This window comes from Microbulbifer donghaiensis (assembly GCF_900129095.1).
Classification (GTDB): domain Bacteria; phylum Pseudomonadota; class Gammaproteobacteria; order Pseudomonadales; family Cellvibrionaceae; genus Microbulbifer; species Microbulbifer donghaiensis.
Window position 1 is genome coordinate 1,835,630 of sequence record NZ_FQVA01000001.1, and the last position, 17,318, is coordinate 1,852,947.

General features: G+C 61.7%; 14 protein-coding genes. 8 read left to right on the forward strand and 6 right to left on the reverse strand.

Going from position 1 to position 17,318, the window contains the following annotated elements:
• Positions 1-31: 31 nt before the first annotated feature.
• From BUC36_RS07750 to BUC36_RS07765, 4 genes are all read left to right on the forward strand, one after another.
• On the forward strand, positions 32-436 hold the full coding sequence (locus BUC36_RS07750; protein ID WP_073273363.1) for a hypothetical protein: 405 nt from the start codon (positions 32-34) through the stop codon (positions 434-436).
• Positions 437-598: 162 nt separating this feature from the next.
• Positions 599-1,117 (forward strand): DUF411 domain-containing protein, encoded by a 519-nt coding sequence (locus tag BUC36_RS07755; protein ID WP_143186909.1) that lies wholly within the window; start codon positions 599-601, stop codon positions 1,115-1,117.
• Positions 1,118-1,124: 7 nt separating this feature from the next.
• Positions 1,125-3,122, forward strand: coding sequence for a copper resistance system multicopper oxidase (locus BUC36_RS07760; protein ID WP_073273365.1), 1,998 nt, complete (start codon positions 1,125-1,127; stop codon positions 3,120-3,122).
• Positions 3,123-3,133: 11 nt separating this feature from the next.
• Positions 3,134-3,937 (forward strand): copper resistance protein B, encoded by an 804-nt coding sequence (locus tag BUC36_RS07765; protein WP_200797204.1) that lies wholly within the window; start codon positions 3,134-3,136, stop codon positions 3,935-3,937.
• Between the two features lie 109 nt (positions 3,938-4,046).
• Here BUC36_RS07765 and BUC36_RS07770 read toward each other — a convergent pair whose 3' ends face one another.
• Together BUC36_RS07770 and BUC36_RS07775 are read right to left on the reverse strand one after the other, a co-directional pair.
• Complete coding sequence (locus tag BUC36_RS07770; RefSeq protein WP_073273367.1) at positions 4,047-4,868, reverse strand: oxidoreductase; 822 nt, start codon at positions 4,866-4,868, stop codon at positions 4,047-4,049.
• Between the two features lie 48 nt (positions 4,869-4,916).
• The gene (locus tag BUC36_RS07775; RefSeq protein ID WP_084535707.1) at positions 4,917-5,954 is read right to left on the reverse strand and encodes an MBL fold metallo-hydrolase; all 1,038 of its coding nucleotides are present in this window, start codon (positions 5,952-5,954) and stop codon (positions 4,917-4,919) included.
• Positions 5,955-6,128: 174 nt separating this feature from the next.
• Between BUC36_RS07775 and BUC36_RS07780 the strand changes: the two genes are divergently transcribed.
• Positions 6,129-6,740 (forward strand): TetR/AcrR family transcriptional regulator, encoded by a 612-nt coding sequence (locus tag BUC36_RS07780; protein ID WP_073273371.1) that lies wholly within the window; start codon positions 6,129-6,131, stop codon positions 6,738-6,740.
• 250 nt (positions 6,741-6,990) lie between these two features.
• Here BUC36_RS07780 and BUC36_RS07785 read toward each other — a convergent pair whose 3' ends face one another.
• Entirely contained in the window at positions 6,991-7,362 is a 372-nt protein-coding gene (locus BUC36_RS07785; protein WP_234994920.1) for a cupredoxin domain-containing protein, read from the reverse strand.
• Positions 7,359-9,602, reverse strand: coding sequence for a heavy metal translocating P-type ATPase (locus BUC36_RS07790; protein WP_073273373.1), 2,244 nt, complete (start codon positions 9,600-9,602; stop codon positions 7,359-7,361). Before BUC36_RS07790 ends, BUC36_RS07785 begins: the two co-directional genes overlap by 4 nt.
• A gap of 169 nt (positions 9,603-9,771) precedes the next feature.
• Between BUC36_RS07790 and BUC36_RS07795 the strand changes: the two genes are divergently transcribed.
• The 3 genes from BUC36_RS07795 (at position 9,772) to BUC36_RS07805 (ending at position 12,535) form a co-directional block, all read left to right on the forward strand.
• On the forward strand, positions 9,772-11,109 hold the full coding sequence (locus tag BUC36_RS07795; RefSeq protein WP_073273375.1) for a DnaT-like ssDNA-binding domain-containing protein: 1,338 nt from the start codon (positions 9,772-9,774) through the stop codon (positions 11,107-11,109).
• Positions 11,009-11,686: a replication protein P gene (locus BUC36_RS07800; RefSeq protein WP_159436001.1), complete on the forward strand. Its 678-nt coding sequence runs from the start codon at positions 11,009-11,011 to the stop codon at positions 11,684-11,686. The genes BUC36_RS07795 and BUC36_RS07800 overlap by 101 nt, the downstream gene beginning before the upstream one ends.
• A 138-nt stretch (positions 11,687-11,824) precedes the next feature.
• Positions 11,825-12,535: an outer membrane beta-barrel protein gene (locus BUC36_RS07805; RefSeq protein WP_073273377.1), complete on the forward strand. Its 711-nt coding sequence runs from the start codon at positions 11,825-11,827 to the stop codon at positions 12,533-12,535.
• A gap of 42 nt (positions 12,536-12,577) precedes the next feature.
• On the opposite strand, the gene BUC36_RS07810 is transcribed toward BUC36_RS07805, so the two are convergent.
• Positions 12,578-14,518, reverse strand: a complete 1,941-nt coding sequence (locus tag BUC36_RS07810) for a phytase (RefSeq protein WP_234994921.1) — start codon at positions 14,516-14,518, stop codon at positions 12,578-12,580.
• Between the two features lie 114 nt (positions 14,519-14,632).
• Positions 14,633-17,257, reverse strand: coding sequence for a TonB-dependent receptor (locus tag BUC36_RS07815; protein ID WP_073273381.1), 2,625 nt, complete (start codon positions 17,255-17,257; stop codon positions 14,633-14,635).
• Between the last annotated feature and the right edge of the window lie 61 nt (positions 17,258-17,318).

Consider the following 17,318-nt stretch of genomic DNA (forward strand, 5'->3'; position numbering starts at 1 on the left):
CTTCGGGACCAGATTTCACCCAGCGCCGCATATGCAAAAGATCATCGCGAAATCACTGCTGTTGCTGATGTTGATCACCGTTTTCGGACAGGTGATGGCTCAGCCGTGCGCGGATATGCATACGCAGATGATGACCAGCAGCACGGAAATGATGGGCGACCACCGGATGGAAGACGGTGGTGACGAGCACGACGCCCACTGCGGCGACGGTATGGCGATGGCTGCCGAGTTGCAGTCCCACTGTGGCGAAGCCCCCAGCGCTGCGGACGACTGCGGCCAGAGTTGTACCTGCTGCCCCGGTCACTGCGCCTCCGTACTGCCCACCACCGAGCTCGGCAGCAATGCCGTGCCGCCGGCCTTCGCGATCAATACCTATCGCGATATCACCTCCTCTCCAAACCCGGAATCCGCGATCAAGCCGCCGAGAGTTGGCTGATACGGGGTCAATCCGTCCAGAGCTAACGCTCCCCCCTCCCCAATTGGACTGATTCCGCGGTGTCGTTTTTTGCTCCGCGGTAGCGAACCGGTTAGCAATCCGGACAACGACTGCAATTCACTGCACCCGAACAAACTGCAAATACAAATTGAGAGAACTGCCATGACCATCAAGTCCATGACTTCTGCCCTGGTTGCGTGCGCCCTGCTGGCCCTGACCGCCTGTGCGGACGCGGAGTCCGGCAACGCGCAAAACAGTGCGGCACAGACCGCCGACAGCGCCACTATCGAACTGACCACCTTCAAGAGCGCTACTTGCGGCTGCTGCAAGAAGTGGGTGAATCACGCGCGCGATAATGGCTTCAACGTCACCGCCCGCGATGTGGATGACCTGAACGGCGTCAAGAACCGTCACCAAATCGAACCCCGCCATCAGTCCTGCCACACCAGCGTGTCGAGCGAGGGCTATGTTTTCGAAGGACACGTCCCGGCCAAGCTCATCCGCCAGTTCCTGCAGAATCCGCCGGCGGGCGCCCGCGGCCTCGCCGTGCCGGCCATGCCGCTGGGCAGCCCGGGTATGGAAGTGGATGGCCGCTTTACCCCCTATAACGTCATGCTGCTGAACAGCGACGGCAGCGAGAGCGTCTACGCGCGCCTGGACAGCATCGAACAGCAGCACTGAGGCGGCCATGACAAAAACAGTGAAAAGAAAAAACGGACCCCAATTTGAGCTGCCGCAACTGACCCGGCGACGCTTCGTCACCGGTATGGCGGCCGGCGCGGCACTGCTGGGAATGCCGGCCGGGCTCTCCGCCAGCGCACCGCGTGCGGGCGCGGCACCGCAGACGCTGCGCGGCAACCAGTTCGACCTGAACATTGGCTACCTGCCGGTGAATTACACCGGCCGCGAGCGCACTGCAGTGGCAGTGAACGGCAGCGTGCCCGGCCCGATATTGCGCTGGAAGGAAGGGCAGACAGTGACGCTGAACGTCACCAACCACCTGGCCCACGACACCTCGATACACTGGCACGGCATCATCCTGCCGAGCAATATGGACGGCGTGCCCGGACTCAGCTTTAACGGTATCCGCCCGGGCGAAACCTTCACCTACCAGTTCCAGCTGAACCAGAGCGGTACCTACTGGTACCACAGCCACTCGGACTTCCAGGAACAGCAAGGCCTGTACGGCAGCATTGTGATCGATCCGGCCGACGCCGACCCGGTGGCCTACGACCGCGATTACGTCGTGCTGTTGTCCGACTGGAGCGACGAATCTCCCCACGACATCTACGCCAAGCTGAAAAAAGAGGGCCACTATTACAACCGCCGCCGCCGCACCGCCGGCGACCTGTGGCGCGAGGTCAAGGCCAAGGGCGTGGCGGCGACTTGGCGCGACCGCGAGATGTGGAACATGATGCGCATGTCGGATCGCGATATCTCCGACGTAACCGGCTACACCTACACCTTCCTGATGAACGGCCAGACGCCGGATGCCAACTGGACCGCGCTGTTCCGCAAGGGCGAAAAAGTACGGCTGCGCTTTATCAACGGCGCGGCCATGTCCATTTTCGACATCCGCATCCCCGGCCTGAAGATGACCGTGGTGGCAACCGATGGCCAGAACATCGAGCCGGTCACCGTAGACGAATTCCGCATCGGCGTCGCCGAAACCTATGACGTGATTGTCGAGCCCGACGGCGACAGCGCCTACACCCTGTTCGCGCAGACCATCGACCGCAGCGGCTTCGCCCGGGGCACCCTGACTTCTGAACCGGGGCTGCAAGCTGCAGTGCCGCCGATGGACTACGCCCCGGTACTAACCCACCGCGATATGGGCATGGGCCACGGCGCCCACGCCGGCATGGCGGGTATGGGCGGCATGGACCACAGTCAGCACGACATGGGTGGCATGGACCACAGTCAGCACGACATGAGCGGCGTGGATCACAGCCAGCACGACATGAGCACCGTGGATCACAGCCAGCACGATATGGGCACCGTGGATCACAGTCAGCACGATATGGGCACCGTGGACCACAGTCAGCACCAGGCCGGCATGCAGGGCTACAGCCTGCACGGCGGTCGCCCGGAACTGGGTGGCATGCAGGGCGTCTGGTTCACCAGCAACCTGGGCCGCGCCGGCCACGGCAGCAACAGTCCTATTGTGCACCTGCCCAGTGAATACGGTTACGGCGTGGACATGCGCTCGGAAATGCCGATGAGCGGCCTGCACGACCCGGGTATCGGTCTGCGCGATCACGGTTCACGCTACGGCCGCCGCGTGCTTAATTACGGCGACATCCGCAACCTGACCCCGACCATCGACCGCCGCGAGCCGACCCGGGAACTGCAGCTGCACCTGACCGGCAATATGGAGCGCTACATGTGGTCGATGGACGGTATCAAGTTCAATGACGCCGAACCGCTGATGCTGAAATTCGGCGAGCGCATTCGTATCACCCTGGTCAACGACACCATGATGACGCACCCGATTCACCTGCACGGTATGTGGAGTGAACTGGAAACCGGCGATGCCGAATATATTCCGCGCAAGCACACGATCATCGTGCAGCCCGGCTCGCAGATCAGTTACCTGGTCACCGCCGACGCCTACGGCCGCTGGGCCTACCACTGTCACCTGCTGTATCACATGCCGGGCATGTTCCGCGAGGTTAGAGTCGTATGAGAATCGCGAACATGAAAAACACCGTAATGCTATGTGCCGCGCTCACGGCCAACGCCGCCCTGGCCCAGGACGACATGTCCCATCACGGCCACGGCGATCACGCCGCGCAGATGGATTCCTATCCGGCAGGACAAGGCGCGACCAGTAACCTGGAACACGCGCCGGATTCCCCGGATCATGTGATGGATCACGAGGTACTGCTGACCAAGGTCACTTTCGACCAGTTGGAAGTGCGCGAAAACGATGGCGGCGCTGTGAAAGGCGACCTGTGGTTCGGCAGCGACCGCAACAAGTTCTGGCTCAAAACCGAGTGGGAGCGGAGCGAAGGGGAAACCGAAAAAGCGGAGCTGCATGCACTGTACAGCCGCGCCGTATCGCCTTACTGGGACCTGCAGCTGGGCGTGCGCCACGACTTCGAAACCGAGAGCGACAGCCGCAATTGGGGAGTCATCGGCTTCAATGGCCTGGCCCCTTACTTCTTCGAGGTGGACTCGGCGCTGTTTGTCGGTGAAGACGGCGCTACCGCCCTGCGCCTGGAGGCGGAGTACGAACTGCTGTTCACCCAGCAGTGGATTTTGAGCCCGGAAATCGAGGCGGACTTCTTCGGCCAGAACGACCGCGACGCCGGTACCGGCTCAGGGCTTTCGGACATCGAGCTGGGCCTGCGCCTGCGCTACGAATTTACTCCGCAGTTCGCGCCCTACATCGGCGTGCACTACGAGAAGAAATTCGGCAACGCCGCCGACTTCGCCCGCGACGAGGGCGAACACACCAGCGTCACCAGTTGGGTGATCGGTCTGCACGCCTGGTTCTGAACAGGCTCTTCCCGAAAAGACGGTGAGGGTGGCTATTGTTAGCTGCCCTCACCGCCTTGCGGAAATTGCTAAATGCCGACGCCGTCTGTTCGTGACACTAACGTGTAGATTATTTGACGAGCGACATAACCGCGCGATCGAAGAGTCGGTCGCTGAACCATTTGCGGATAAACAACAGTGTGCCGGCATACTTACCACCCGAGTAGCGGGTTTTCGGGCGACGCGAGCGCACAGCCTTCATCACCAGATCGGTAATCACGCTGGGCGACGAGCAATTTCCCTTTTCGAACGTATCCTTGGAGGCCTGTGCAATCTTGTTGGCCAAGTCCCGGTAAGGGCCTTCATCGGAACGCTCGAGCATCGGCCCATTCATGACATCGGAAAACTCCGTCGCTATGATACCGGGCTCAATCAGCACCACGTCGATACCAAACTTCTGCACCTCGATGCGCAGGCAGTCGGACCAGCCCTCCAGCGCGTGCTTGGTGGCGTGATACCAGGCACCGAGCGGCGTATATACCTTGCCGCCGACGGACGAAATATTGATGATCTTGCCGGCACGCTGTTTGCGCATATAAGGCAAAACCAATTGCGTCAGCCGCGCGAGACCAAACAGGTTCACCTCGAACTGGTAGCGCGCGTCGTCGATACTGGTGTCCTCCACCGCGCCATACATACCGAAGCCGGCGTTGTTGATCAGCAGATCGACGCCACCGTGATCCCGCTCGATCTGCGCCACCACCGCTTCGATATCGCCGGACAGGGTAATATCCATCTGCAGCGGAATAATGCCCTCGGCCTCGAGGTCCCGCATATTCTCTAAGCGACGTGCAGCCGCGTATACGACCATGCCCTGCTTTGCCAGCGCTCGGGCGAAATCTTTACCCATACCGGAGGAAGCGCCGGTAACCAGTGCAACTTGCTTGCTCATTTCAATTGCCTCTCTTACTCATTCGACAAATATCTGCGGATACCGGGATCACTGGCTGGTCGCCAGTTGCGCCGGCTCGCGCAGCATTTCCTCACGCCACCACGCCAGTGTTTCGGCCGGTGTGCGCACATTGAGCGGGGCACCAATAATTGGCGTCGCCAACCGGACCCCGAACTTTTCCGCAGCGATGGCTGCGCGCTCGAGCGGTTCGTACCAGTCGTGCAGGGCCAGGTCGAAGGTGCTGTTGTGAATCGGCAGCATCGCTTTGCCGCGCAGATCCAGGTGCGCCTGCACGCTCTGCTCCGGCAGCATATGAATCTGGCTCCATAGATGGTTGTAGGCACCGGTCTCGATCAGGGTCAGGTCGAAGGAGCCGAAGCGCTCACCGATTTCCTTGAAGCCGCTGAAATAGCCGCTGTCACCACTGAAAAAGATGCGCGCCTCGTGGCTCTCGATCGCCCAGCTGGCCCAGAGGGTTTCATCCCGGTCAGTCAGGCCGCGGCCGGAGAAGTGCTGCGCCGGCGTCGCGGTGAATTTCAGGCTTCCCACAGAAACCGACTGCCACCAGTCGAGCTCGACGATCTTGTCGCTGGCGATCCCCCAGCGGCGCAGGTGATTGCCCACTTTCAGCGGCGTGATGAAGCGCTCCACCTTGCTGTCCAGCGCCAGCACACTGGCCTTGTCCAGGTGGTCGTAGTGGTCGTGGCTGATCACCACTGCCTTGATGCGCGGCAGGGCTTCCAGCTCCAGCGGCAGCGGATGGAAGCGCTTGGGCCCCATCCACTGCACCGGTGAAGCCCGCTCACTGAACACCGGGTCAGTCAGCACATACTCACCGTCCAGGCGCATCAGCACTGTGGAGTGGCCAAGCCGGTAAACGGTGGCCTCACCCTGCCCGCGCGCCAGCTCCTCGGCGCTGATAGTGCGCAGCGGCAGGGGCCCGGCGGGCACCGGCGCGGCCCGCTCTGCGCGGACATAGGCCTTGATCATGTCGACTACATTGCCGGGCTGAGCCCGGAAATCGACGGATGTGTTGCGGAATTTCTCCTCCTGCGTCGAGCAGGCGCTGAAAACACCAACGCTCATAAGCAATACCCCTGCGAGTGCGAGCCAGCGAAGTCTCATGGAAGCCTCAAAAGTAAACTATACGGTGCAGTGTAGATTCCGAATCGCAAGAAGTAAACTATCTAGTGTAAAATTTGTGCAGCGAGCGAAAGCGGTACTGACTTGTCAGTCCGGCAAAAGACAGCAGAGAACCCGATGACCAAGAGAAAGCTGACGAGAAGTGAGATCAAGCGCCAGGCCATCCTGGATGCGGCCAAGCAGACCTTCCAGGAACTGGGCGTACAGGGCACCAGCATGGATGAGCTGGCGGCCCGCGCGCAGGTGTCGAAGCGCACCGTCTATAACCACTTCGCCAGCAAGGAAGCGCTGATCATGGAACTGATCGGGGAACTCTGGCAGCAGGCGACGCTGATGCCACAGGGTGCTTACGATCCGACGGCCGATCTGCAGGTCCAGCTGAGCGCGCTGATCGAATCGGAAATCGCAGTAATCTGCAGCCGCGAATATATCGAGCTGAACCGGGTGGCCTTCGATCACTTCTTTCACCAGCCCGAGGCGCTGCAAAAGGAAGTGGAAAAATTTGCGGCGATCGAAACCGGTATCAAGCGCTGGATCAAGGCTGCGCGGGTGGATGGCCGTTTGCGCGAACTGGACACGGAAATCGCCGCCGGCCAGATTCACAATCTGATCAAGGGCAGCTGCTTCTGGCCGCAGCTGGTGCAGGTGGCGCCCATCCTCAACGAGAAAGAGCGCCACGAACTGGCCGAGCGCACTGCGGCCATGTTTCTGAGTCACTATCAGAAATAAAAAGGCGGACTGAAATAAAAATCGGCGCTATCTGCTCAACTTGTGGATAAATCCCGCGTTCCGCTTTCGTCGAGTGAGGTGGCGGCAAAGCACTAGGACGGGCATTTCGAAACGCTGTGAATACATCCCTGTACGCTCCGGCGGCGACATCCTGTCGCCGACGGTTCGAAATACCCGTCCTAGCACTTTGCCTTCGATTCAGACTGCATGACTTTGTCAGAAGTTTGTGTAACGTAACGCCGCTCCTAGCTTACTCCACCACCAGCGTACCGCGATACATCTGCATCTGGCAGGTAAACGGATACTCGCCCGGTTCCGCCGCGGGGATTTTTACCGCGGTATCGCTGTGCACCGCCAGCTGTGCGCTGACCTCCAGATCCGGGAACAGCACCCACTCGGCGCAGGGGCTGACATCCTCGCGGCGGAAGCGCAGTGTGGCTTCGGCGCCCGCCGGCAGGCGGATACGGTCCGGTTCGTAGACGCCGTCCTTCACCAGGATCTGCAGTTTTTCCCCGCCGCCGACGGCCTCCGTCGTGTGCCGCCGGGGCCCCAACCAGAACCACCAGAGAATTGCCGCGATCAGCAGCAGACCGACGCCGTTAATCAGTAAAGCCAACATCATTGCACCTCCGTCGGTTGGAAGAATCGCAGGCGATTCGCGTTGCTCACCACCGTCACCGAGGAAAACGCCATGGCCGCGCCGGCGATCACCGGGCTCAGCAGTGCACCGGTAAACGGAAACAGAACGCCGGCGGCGACCGGGATACCGAGCGTGTTATAGACAAAGGCACCAAACAGGTTCTGCTTGATATTGCGCAGTGTCGCGCGGGACAGCTCAATCGCATTCGCGACACCGTGCAGTGACGAGCGCATCAGGGTGATATCGGCGGTCTCGATCGCGACGTCGGTGCCGGCGCCAATGGCGAAGCCCACATCTGCGCGCGCCAGTGCCGGCGCATCGTTGATGCCATCGCCGACCATGCCAACCCGTTCGCCTTTTTTCAGCAATTCGCCGACGATTTTTTCCTTGTCCTCGGGCAGCAGTTCCGCGTGCACCCGGTCGATGCCCAGCTGCTGTGCCACCGCTTCGGCCGTGGCGCTGCTGTCGCCGGTCAGCATCTCGATGCGCAACCCCAGCCGCAGCAGCCGTGCGATAGCGGCCTTGGCGTCGTCACGGATCGGATCGGCCACCGCGATAATGCCGGCGGCCGCGCCATTCACCGCCGCGTACATGGCGGTGCGGCCCAGGTCTGCCAGTTCCTCCGCGCGCTCGTGCCAGGCGGCGATGTCGATGTTCTCGCGCTGCATCAGCTTGCGGTTGCCGAGCAGAATTTTTTTGTCTTTCACGGTGCCGGAAACGCCGTGGGCGGTAATCGCCTCGAAATCGCTGACTGGCAACAACTCGAGATTCCTTTCCCGCGCCGCGGCGACTACTGCTTCCGCCAAAGGATGTTCTGAGCCCTGCTCCAGACTGGCGAGCAGTGCGAGCAGTTCGTCCGCATCGCCGTCACCACCTCCAACGGTTTCGAGGTCCGTCAGTTTGGGCGCACCCTCGGTGAGGGTGCCGGTCTTGTCCACCACCAGCGTGGTCAGGTTACTGGCCTGCTGCAGTGCCTTGCCGTTGCGCACCAGCACGCCGTACTCGGCCCCCTTGCCGACGCCGACCATTACCGACATCGGCGTCGCCAGGCCAAGGGCACAGGGACAGGCGATAATCAGCACCGAGGTGAGCACCACCAGCATATGCGCCGCGCGCGGATCCGGTCCCCAGTTGAACCAGATCAGGGCCGCGACGATGGCGACGATCATCACCGTGGGCACAAAAATGGCCGAGATCTTGTCGGCCAGCCGCGCGATCGGCACCCGCGAACTCTGCGCGTTTTTGACCATCTCGATAATCTGCGCCAGCCGCGTCTCGGCGCCCACTTTTTCCGCCCCGAACAGCAGCGTTCCATTCTTGTTCAGCGTACCCGCCGAAAGCGCATCGCCCGCGCCTTTTTTCACCGGCACCGGTTCACCGGTGAGCATCGACTCATCGACCAGGCTGCTGCCCTCCAGCACCTGGCCATCCACCGGGATTTTTTCTCCCGGCCGCACCCGCAGCCGGTCACCGACCTGCACCTCCTCCAGCGGAATATCCACTTCGCGCCCGTCGCGCACTACCCGCGCGGTCGGGTCCTGCAGCTGCAGCAGTTTTTCCACCGCCGCGCTGGTGCGGCCGCGGGCGCGCACTTCCAGCGCCTGCCCCAGGTTGATCAGGCCGATAATCATCGCGCTGGCCTCGAAGTAGACGTGGCGCGCCGCCTCCGGCAACAGCTGTGGCAGCAGTACCACCAGCATCGAAAAGGCCCAGGCGGTGCCGGTGCCCAGTGCGATCAATGTATCCATATTGGCGTTGTGATGGCGGAAGGCGCGCCAGGCGCCACTGAAGAAGTGCCCACCGCAGTACACCAGTACTGCCAGGGTCAGCAGGCCCACCGCGCCCCAGGCCAGCTGCTGCCCGGTATTGTTCACCATCATCTCGCCGGTCAGCAGGCCCCAGGCCATCAGCGGAACACCGAGGCCCAGCGCCAGGCCGGAGCGCCACAGTAACTGGCGGTAATGGCGCTGTTCCTCGGCGTGCTGCTGCTCGCGCAGCTCGCGCTCGCTGCGGCGCACCGGTTCGGCGCCGTAACCGGCGCCCTCTATCGCGCTCTGTATCGCGCCGGCGTCCGCGCTGCCGCTCACCTGCAGCGTGCGGTCGGCCAGGTTGACCCGCGCCTCGCCCACCCCCGGAACGGCATTGACGGCCTTCTCGATCTTGCTGACACAGCCGGCGCAGGAAACGCCGCTCAACGTAAAGGTCTGCTGCTTTTCACTCATGTCCATATCCTAGCGGTACCCGACCAACGGGCATTGACTCAAATCATAAAAGCTTTCCCTTGGAGCAAGGCAACAGCCGGCGCAGCGGACGCAGAACGTACTTCGCGGTCACCCTTCGCAGGGAAATTGGCTCCCGACGGCTTTGTCGCCAGTGTTATCATCCCTGCCCATGAAGCATCCCCTGTTACCGGAAAGACCTCTCAGCATTTCCCCCACTCTGGCTGCCACCCTCGGCCTGGAGGAGGCGGTATTGCTGACCGCGCTGGGCGACCTGCTGCCGTTCCTGTCGGTGGAGGCCCACCCGGGGCGCGACTGGTATACGGCGGATGGCGAGCAGCTGCACCAGCTGCTGCCCTTCTGGCAGCCGGCGGACATCCAGCGGGTGGCCACCAGCCTGCGCAATCAGGGCGCTCTGCTGCTGGGCTCGGCGCCCTACGGCAGCAGCGAGATTCTGAAGTTTGCCCTGCCCGGCGAGCACACCCGCCCGGCGCCGGCGGCCCCACAGCAGCCGGCCCCGCAAGTGCCGGCCGCACGTAGCGCCAATACTATCGGCCCCGGCTGGCAGCCGGATGCCGAGACCATGGCGCGTATCGCCCAGCTCGGCGTGCCCGAGCACTTCGTGCGCGAGCAGCTGCCGGAGTTCGTCACCTACTGGCGCGAGCGCGGCGAGCCGCGGCACTCGTTCGGCTCCCTGTTCCTGAAGCAGGTGAAGAGCAAGTGGGAGGCATTCCGCGCCACCGCACAGCGCAAGCAGCCACTGCCGCAGGACTGGCGCCCGGGCGAGGAGACGCTGCGCAAGCTGTCCGACGAGGGCGTGCCCAGCACCTTCGTGCGCCGCGGCCTGCAGCGCTTCGTCGACTACCACGGCTCCAGTGGCAAGCAATCCATCTCCTGGGACCTGGAGTTCAACGACTGGGTGCTGGAAGACTGGGAAAAACAGGATGCGCCCTTTATCGAGAAGCGCAAACCCACCGCCATGACCCGCGACTGGCAGCCCAGCGAGCACACCTGGGAGCAGTTGCGCCGCCTGGCGATCAACCCGAACTTTGCCGCCGAACTGCTGCCGGAATTTATCTACAAATGGCTCGAGCGCGGCGGCCACAGCGCGCGCTGGGGTGAACTGTTTATCGAATACGCGCGCGAGGAGTGGGCCTACTACTGCCAGGGGATCGAGAAGAACCCGGTAGCCAAGCCCATTCCGCGCAACTGGCAACCCGGCGGTGACTGCTTGAGTCACCTGGTCAACCAGTGTGAAATAGATCGCGACTTCGCGCTCTCGCTGGTGCCAGAATTCATCATTTACTGGCGCGGCCAGAACGCCGCGCGCAAGAGCTGGGACGCCGTCTTCGTGCGTCACGCACGCCACCAGTGGGCGGAGCGCAACAAGCTGGCAATAGGACATTCAAATGGCAAGCCGCAATACACCAACACCGACAACCAGCGCAGCGATAACCAGAGAACAAGGGACCGCTCAGTCCTCGACATCGTCACGGACACAGACTGGTAGCGGCGAGAGCCAGGACGCGCTGAACGAAAAGAAGCGCGCGCTGAACGAAGTCTTCGGCCTGCTCAAGCTCAGCTACCACAACCAGTTCAACTCGGCCTTCCCGGATACCGAGACACTGAACCACGCCAAGCGACTGTGGCTGGAGTCTCTGGCGGCTTTCTCGCCGGTGGAAATAGTGGCCGGCGCCAAGCGCGCCATCCGGCAGAGCGAGTACCTGCCCACCGTGCACAAGATGCTGCAGCTGTGCGCTGCCGGCGACAACGGCCTGCCCGATGCCCGCGCCGCCTACCGCGAGGCCTGTAACGCGCCGAGTCCCAAGGCCAACTACAATTGGAGCCACCCGGCGGTCTACCACGCCGGGCGTGACTCCAACTGGTTCTTCCTGGCGAACAACGCCGAATCGGCGGCCTTTCCGGTCTTTGCCGAGCACTACCGCAAGATCTGCGCGCGGGTGCTCGAGGGCGAAAAACTGCCGGCACCGGAACAACTGCGCCTGGAGGAAAACCCCAGCAAGCCGCTGACGAAAGAAGAGAATGCGCAGAAGATGGCAGCATTGCGGGCCGAATTTGATATTTAATACCCAAACTCGGGGAGCCATTACCCGACTCCCCGTTTTATTAACCTGGCAATATGTAATTGCCGGGTTAATAGCTTTTTGATTTCGTTGTTTTTAGGGACGTTAAAAAAACACTCACGCAACCCAGCAGGTATTGCCATGAATCGGCCACTCTTTCTGCTAGCGGTACCCCTCCTCGCCCTCAGCGCCCAGACCCGGGCCGACTTCTACTCGCATAAATACGCCGGCATCGGTTACAGCGATATGAAACTGCGGGGCTTCTGCAGCGACGCCAACGCGTTTGTGCAAGGCCTCAACATATCCGGGCAGACAGCCACTGCCGAAGCATGCAGCGACTCCGGCAATGGCTGGAAGGCTTATGGCGGCTGGCACTGGACGCCCTACCTGGCGGTCGAGGCCAGTTACCAGCAACTGACCAAGGGCGAACTGGACTTCCGTATCGACGGCGACAGCGGTGCGTACCTGGCCTTCGAGGACGAAGTCGAGACCCAGCTGCTCAACGCTTTCGCCATAGGTCACTGGCCGCTCGCGGGCGGTGTCAGCCTGTTCGGCAAACTGGGGGGCGGCCTGTGGAATAGCGAGTTCACCGAGCGCCAGTCGGGCGAGCTGTTTTTCCTCTATCAGGTGGGCCCGGATGCGTTCGAAGAGCGACTGACCGAAGTCAGCGGCCGCGCCGGGCGCAACGACAACGGTTTCCACTGGGGCTACGGGGTTGGTATCAGTTACAGCTATGGGAACGATTGGACATTGCGCGCAGAGTGGGAATCATTCCGCGATATCAGCAATGAAGATATGCGCGGCGGCTTCGATGTCGAGGCCGCCACGCTCGGCTGGAGCATGCATTTCTGATCCGTCGCGATCGCGGCCTGCCGACCGCGATCACGATAGTGTTTATGGCAGCCCCAGTTTTTCGGCGATATCCGCCCAGGACACCAGTTTGAAATTCTGCGCCTGGCTCGGCAGGCGGTTGCGCCCGTCCTGCACAATCAGCAATCCCTGCGGATAGGCAGCGCCCAGACCGGCACTGGTCACTTCGAGCCCGTCGGTTTCCGAACTGCCGTCGATGCCCAGGTCCAGGTTCATATCCACACGGAAGTGGCCGACAAACTCGCTGCCATCGCGAGTGAACAGCGCATAGCTGTTGTTGCCCTGGCTGGAAACCACCAGATAGCTCTGCTCGCCACTGCCCTCTTCATTAAGATAGAGGCCCATCCCCTCAACATCGGCCACCAGTTTTTCACCGTCTACCGCTGCCACCAGCTGCGGCCTCCCTTCGCCGGCAACAAATGCGGCGATGTCCAGGCGCCAGACGCCGGCGTCCTCCTCGCCAAAGAACAGCAGCTCCCGCTCGTCATCGACCACACAGCCTTCGACCTGGCTCTGCACCTGCACATTGGCCCGCTGGCTGAGTTTCCATTCGAGTGGATTTTCCCCCAGCAGAATCTCGGCCAGGTGCAGGCCGCCGTCCTTATCGGAAACCCAGCTGAACGTCTTGCTGCCCTTGTTGAACAGGCACAGCCCGTAGGGATCGGCCAAGTCCATTTCACGCAGGCCGAGACTGTCGACCTCGCCCGCAGGCGTTATGCCAAACAGGCTGACACCAGGCGTGGTGCGATTGGACGCGGCGGCCAGTGCGGTATAGCGCGGGTGCTCGACACTGCGCAGATCCACATTGTTGACGCGGCCAACGGGGAACTGCTGCAGCAGTCTGCCGGACAGATCGTAAACGTTCAGTCCGCTCTTCTTGTCCGTACCGAGAATCAGGCTGTCGGCGACGTTGCGGGGATTGATCCAGATCGCCGGATCGTCGGCCGCATCACCAGCGGAAGCGACGGGCTCTGTCTGTGCGCGCGGGGCCACGCGGGGAATCTCCTTTTCACTGAGCGGTGTCGCGGCCGTTGCCGCCGGCAGCGCGGTTGCGAGGCGCAAGATGGAGTCGCTCTCTTCTTCCAGCGCCAGCAGCGCCTGGCCCTGCCGGGCCACCGATACGAGTTCCGCACTTGCCACAGTACCGGCAAATACCGGTTCGGACATCGGCTGAGTCAGGTCGAAGGCCAGCACCCGGTCAGCGCCGGCGAGCCACAGATTGCCCGCCTGCCGATCGATCCACAGGCCGGCGAAGTTTTCTCCGAGCCGGGAACCCGCCGCAAATACGCGGCGCTCCTCATCTTTTTCCGCGTCGGCATTCAGGCTCCAGATGCCGAGCGGCGGCTGCGCCACCAACAATTGTGCCCGCGTGTCATCCACCGCACAGGCACTCACCTGCTCGCCAAAATACAGTGGCCGCACTTCACTGAAAGACCACAGCTGCTCGCGCGGTTGTACCACGTATTCGTAGCCGAGGCCGGTCTCATCGATACTGAACAGGTGGTTGCGGCCTCCCTGACTAGAGAAGCACAGTGCCACCTGCGGTGCCTCGCTTTTGCGGGCACCGAGAAATCTGAACTGCGGCTGGTTGGCAGTCGCTTCGCGAGCTATCTCGTACAGTTGAATTTCACTGCGGCCTTCTTCGTAGATCGCCACCAGCCAATTTCCAGCGGCCATTGCCTGCAGCGCAAAGCGCTCGACCTTGCCGGTATCGAGGGATGCAACTTCGCTGCCGTCTTCATCGACCAATACGAGTGCGCGCTCTTCGCTGGCGAGCAGAAGGTAGTTTTTTTCGCCGAGGGTAAGCGGAGCCAGCTGGCTGGATACGATCCCCGACAGGGATATGGATTGCTGAGGTTTGAGCTTTTCGGTCTGCGCCTTCGGCTCGGCTGTCTTTCCGCAGCCCACCAGCAGGCCACAGAGCGCTGCGGCGGAAACAAAACCCAGAAAATGCTTGTGCATCATTTCATTCACTTTTTCGCAACTGCCGGCAATCATTTTTATTGCCGCATAAACATAACAGTAAACCCAGCTCCCTAACGGGAGCTGGGTTCTTAAACCGGGATCAGACAACCGGTATTAGAAAGTGCTGTAGGTCAGGCCCAGCACGTAAGTGGGACCGTACTCTTCGTACTGGCCGTTGTAGCCGGAGTTGTGCACGAAGAAAGGTTCGTCGGTCAGGTTCACACCACTGAAGGTCAGCTGCAGTCCATTCTGGAAGCTGTATTTGGCCGACAGGTCTACCTGCATGTGGTCATCCTCGTAGCGATCGGCCGCCGCGTCTTCCAGATCCACCTCCAGCAGGCGCTCGCCCTTGAACGTGGTGGACAGGCGCAGGCTCAGCGCGTCGCGCTCGTAGCCGATGATGAAGTTGCCCACCAGATCCGCCTGGGACGGCAGCGATATTTTGTCGCTGCGCTCGGCGTCAGCACCGAGGCCCAGGCGGGCATCGGAGTCGGTGAAGGTGGCGTTGGCGCGCAGCAGCAGGCCGTTGTCGAAGCCCTGGGTCCAGGCCAGTTCGGCACCGGTCAGTTTGGCGGTGTCGCCGTTGATCGGCTGCAGGACTTCCGCTTCATCCACTGCCAGGTTGCCCACGTACTGGGTAAAATCGGCAGTGCTGGCCACATCGGCGACGACGATAAAGTTGTCGATGCGCTTGTGGAATACGCCCACCGAGAACATGCCCAGGTTGTCGGCGTAGTACTCGGCAGAGAAGTCCAGGTTCTGCGCTTCGTAGGGATCCAGTGACGGGTTGCCGGCTTCGACTTCCAGCTCGCCCTCGTCGTATTCGATCGCCGCCGGTGACGGGTTCAATGCACCGAAAGACGGGCGGGACAGTGACTCGGTGTAAGCCGCTCGCAGTACGATATTGTCGGTATAGTCGTACTTGAAGTTCACACTCGGGAACAGCTTGCTGTAGTCGCGCTCGAAATTGACCGCTGTGACGTACACGTCCTCAGCCACTTCCTCGGCCCCCTCGATGGGCTCACCGGATTCCGCTACGCGATAGCCCTCAGCGGAGAAGTCGGTGTTTTCGTAACGCACACCGTAGACCAGCTGCGCGCGCTCGAAGTCGATGCTGTTCATCACATAGAGCGCGGAGATGTCTTCGTTCATCACATAGTCGCGCGCGGAATCGAGCGCTGTGTTCGTCTCGTCGATTTCGAAGCTGGACAGGTTGGCATTGATAAAGCTGTTCAGCGCATTCCTGTTGATGCCCGGGCCGAAACCGCCGAGGCCGTAGTCGACGCGGTTCATAACGAAATCGGCCAGGGTGTAGTCACCGCCGAAGCCGTCGTAAGTGGTGGCGTTGAGGTCGCCGGATTTTTCGCGGCGGCGCTCGTGCAGGCCGAACTTCAGTTCGGACGGGTTGCCGGCCACCTGGATCTCGCGGCTGATATCAATGCGGAAACTCACTTCCTCGTCTTCGGTGAAGTTGTCCTCGATCACCAGCTCGTCCAGCTCGTAGTTGCCGGCGTCCATGGCGGCGTCCAGGTCATCGGCAGCGACCGCCATGCGCGGCTTGTCACCGGCACTGGTGTAACCCAGCTGCAAGCCCTCCAGCACAAAAGCAGTATCGCGGCGATGCGGTTCCGCTTCCTCGGCTTGGGAGTAGCCCAGCGCATACTCGAGCCCCCACTGGTCGAAGTCGTGTTCGCCACCGAAAATAACGGAGAGAATTTCCTGTTCTTCGAAGCGGTCCTTCAGCGACTTGTCCAGTGCCGCATCTTCCCACACCGCGGAGTTGGCGCTGATGCTGGCCGGATCGTCGTTCTCTTCGTCCAGCTTCCAGGAATTGCGCTGGCGCTCTTCCTCGTCGGAGAAGTCGGAGTAGAGGCTGTGCAGGTACAGCTGGCTGGTCTCGCTCAGGCGCAGGTCGAAATTGGCGGCGACGCCGGTGCGCTCGCGGGCAATGGTGTAGTCGCGCTGCTCAATTTCCGCGGCGCCGAAGGCTTCACTGCCGTCTGCGGCGGTGAACTCTTCCCAGACGCCGTCGGTCTCCACATTCTCGGAGCCGAATTTGCGCTCCTGGTGGCTGGCGGCGATGGCGACGCCCAGCGCGCGGCCGCCGTCCAGTTCAAAAACATTGGTGAAGGTGCCGGCCAGCTTGGGACTGTTTTCTTCCTGCAGCTCGCTGTAGCTGTTCTCGGCGCTGACTTTAAAGTTCTGGCCGTCGTGATCCAGCGCGTTCAGGCTCTTGATCTCGATGGCGCCGCCGATGGAATCGGCGCTCATGTCCGGGGTCAAAGTCTTGAAAACTTCCAGGCTGGCGAGCAGGTCGGACGGAATCACGTCCAGTGCCACCGCGCGGCTGTCGGTCTCCGGCGCCGGCAGGCTCATGCCGTTGATCGTGGATGCGTTCAGGTTCGGATCGATACCGCGCACACCGACGAAGCGCCCCTCGCCCTGGTCCCGAGCGATAAATACGCCCGGCATGCGCTGCAGCGCCTCGGTGACGTTGGCGTCCGGCAGCTCGCCGATGGCGTCGGAGGTCTGCACCGCAACAACCTTGTTGGACTTGCGCTGGCGGTCGATATCGCTGCTGGCGTTGGCGGCCTGGGCGGTCACCGTGATGGTTTCCATGGCCTGACGTTCCATCTTGGCTTCGCCCTGCTGGGCGGCAACGTTTACCGAGATGACGGCGGCAGCCAGTGCCGTGAGCGGCATGGCGAGCCGGCGCAAATTTGTCTTGTTACTGTTCATAGTGTCCCCATTCCGCAAAGTTAGTATTAGTGGCGGTCGTTTTATGGAATGGGGCGGAGAC

Coding starts and splice junctions, on each gene's coding strand:
- BUC36_RS07750 (WP_073273363.1), top strand. CDS start 32: ATGCAAAAGATCATCGCGAAATCACTGCTGTTGCTGATGTTGATCACC.
- BUC36_RS07755 (WP_143186909.1), top strand. CDS start 599: ATGACCATCAAGTCCATGACTTCTGCCCTGGTTGCGTGCGCCCTGCTG.
- BUC36_RS07760 (WP_073273365.1), top strand. CDS start 1,125: ATGACAAAAACAGTGAAAAGAAAAAACGGACCCCAATTTGAGCTGCCG.
- BUC36_RS07765 (WP_200797204.1), top strand. CDS start 3,134: ATGAAAAACACCGTAATGCTATGTGCCGCGCTCACGGCCAACGCCGCC.
- BUC36_RS07770 (WP_073273367.1), bottom strand. CDS start 4,868: ATGAGCAAGCAAGTTGCACTGGTTACCGGCGCTTCCTCCGGTATGGGT.
- BUC36_RS07775 (WP_084535707.1), bottom strand. CDS start 5,954: ATGAGCGTTGGTGTTTTCAGCGCCTGCTCGACGCAGGAGGAGAAATTC.
- BUC36_RS07780 (WP_073273371.1), top strand. CDS start 6,129: ATGACCAAGAGAAAGCTGACGAGAAGTGAGATCAAGCGCCAGGCCATC.
- BUC36_RS07785 (WP_234994920.1), bottom strand. CDS start 7,362: ATGATGTTGGCTTTACTGATTAACGGCGTCGGTCTGCTGCTGATCGCG.
- BUC36_RS07790 (WP_073273373.1), bottom strand. CDS start 9,602: ATGAGTGAAAAGCAGCAGACCTTTACGTTGAGCGGCGTTTCCTGCGCC.
- BUC36_RS07795 (WP_073273375.1), top strand. CDS start 9,772: ATGAAGCATCCCCTGTTACCGGAAAGACCTCTCAGCATTTCCCCCACT.
- BUC36_RS07800 (WP_159436001.1), top strand. CDS start 11,009: ATGGCAAGCCGCAATACACCAACACCGACAACCAGCGCAGCGATAACC.
- BUC36_RS07805 (WP_073273377.1), top strand. CDS start 11,825: ATGAATCGGCCACTCTTTCTGCTAGCGGTACCCCTCCTCGCCCTCAGC.
- BUC36_RS07810 (WP_234994921.1), bottom strand. CDS start 14,518: ATGATGCACAAGCATTTTCTGGGTTTTGTTTCCGCCGCAGCGCTCTGT.
- BUC36_RS07815 (WP_073273381.1), bottom strand. CDS start 17,257: ATGAACAGTAACAAGACAAATTTGCGCCGGCTCGCCATGCCGCTCACG.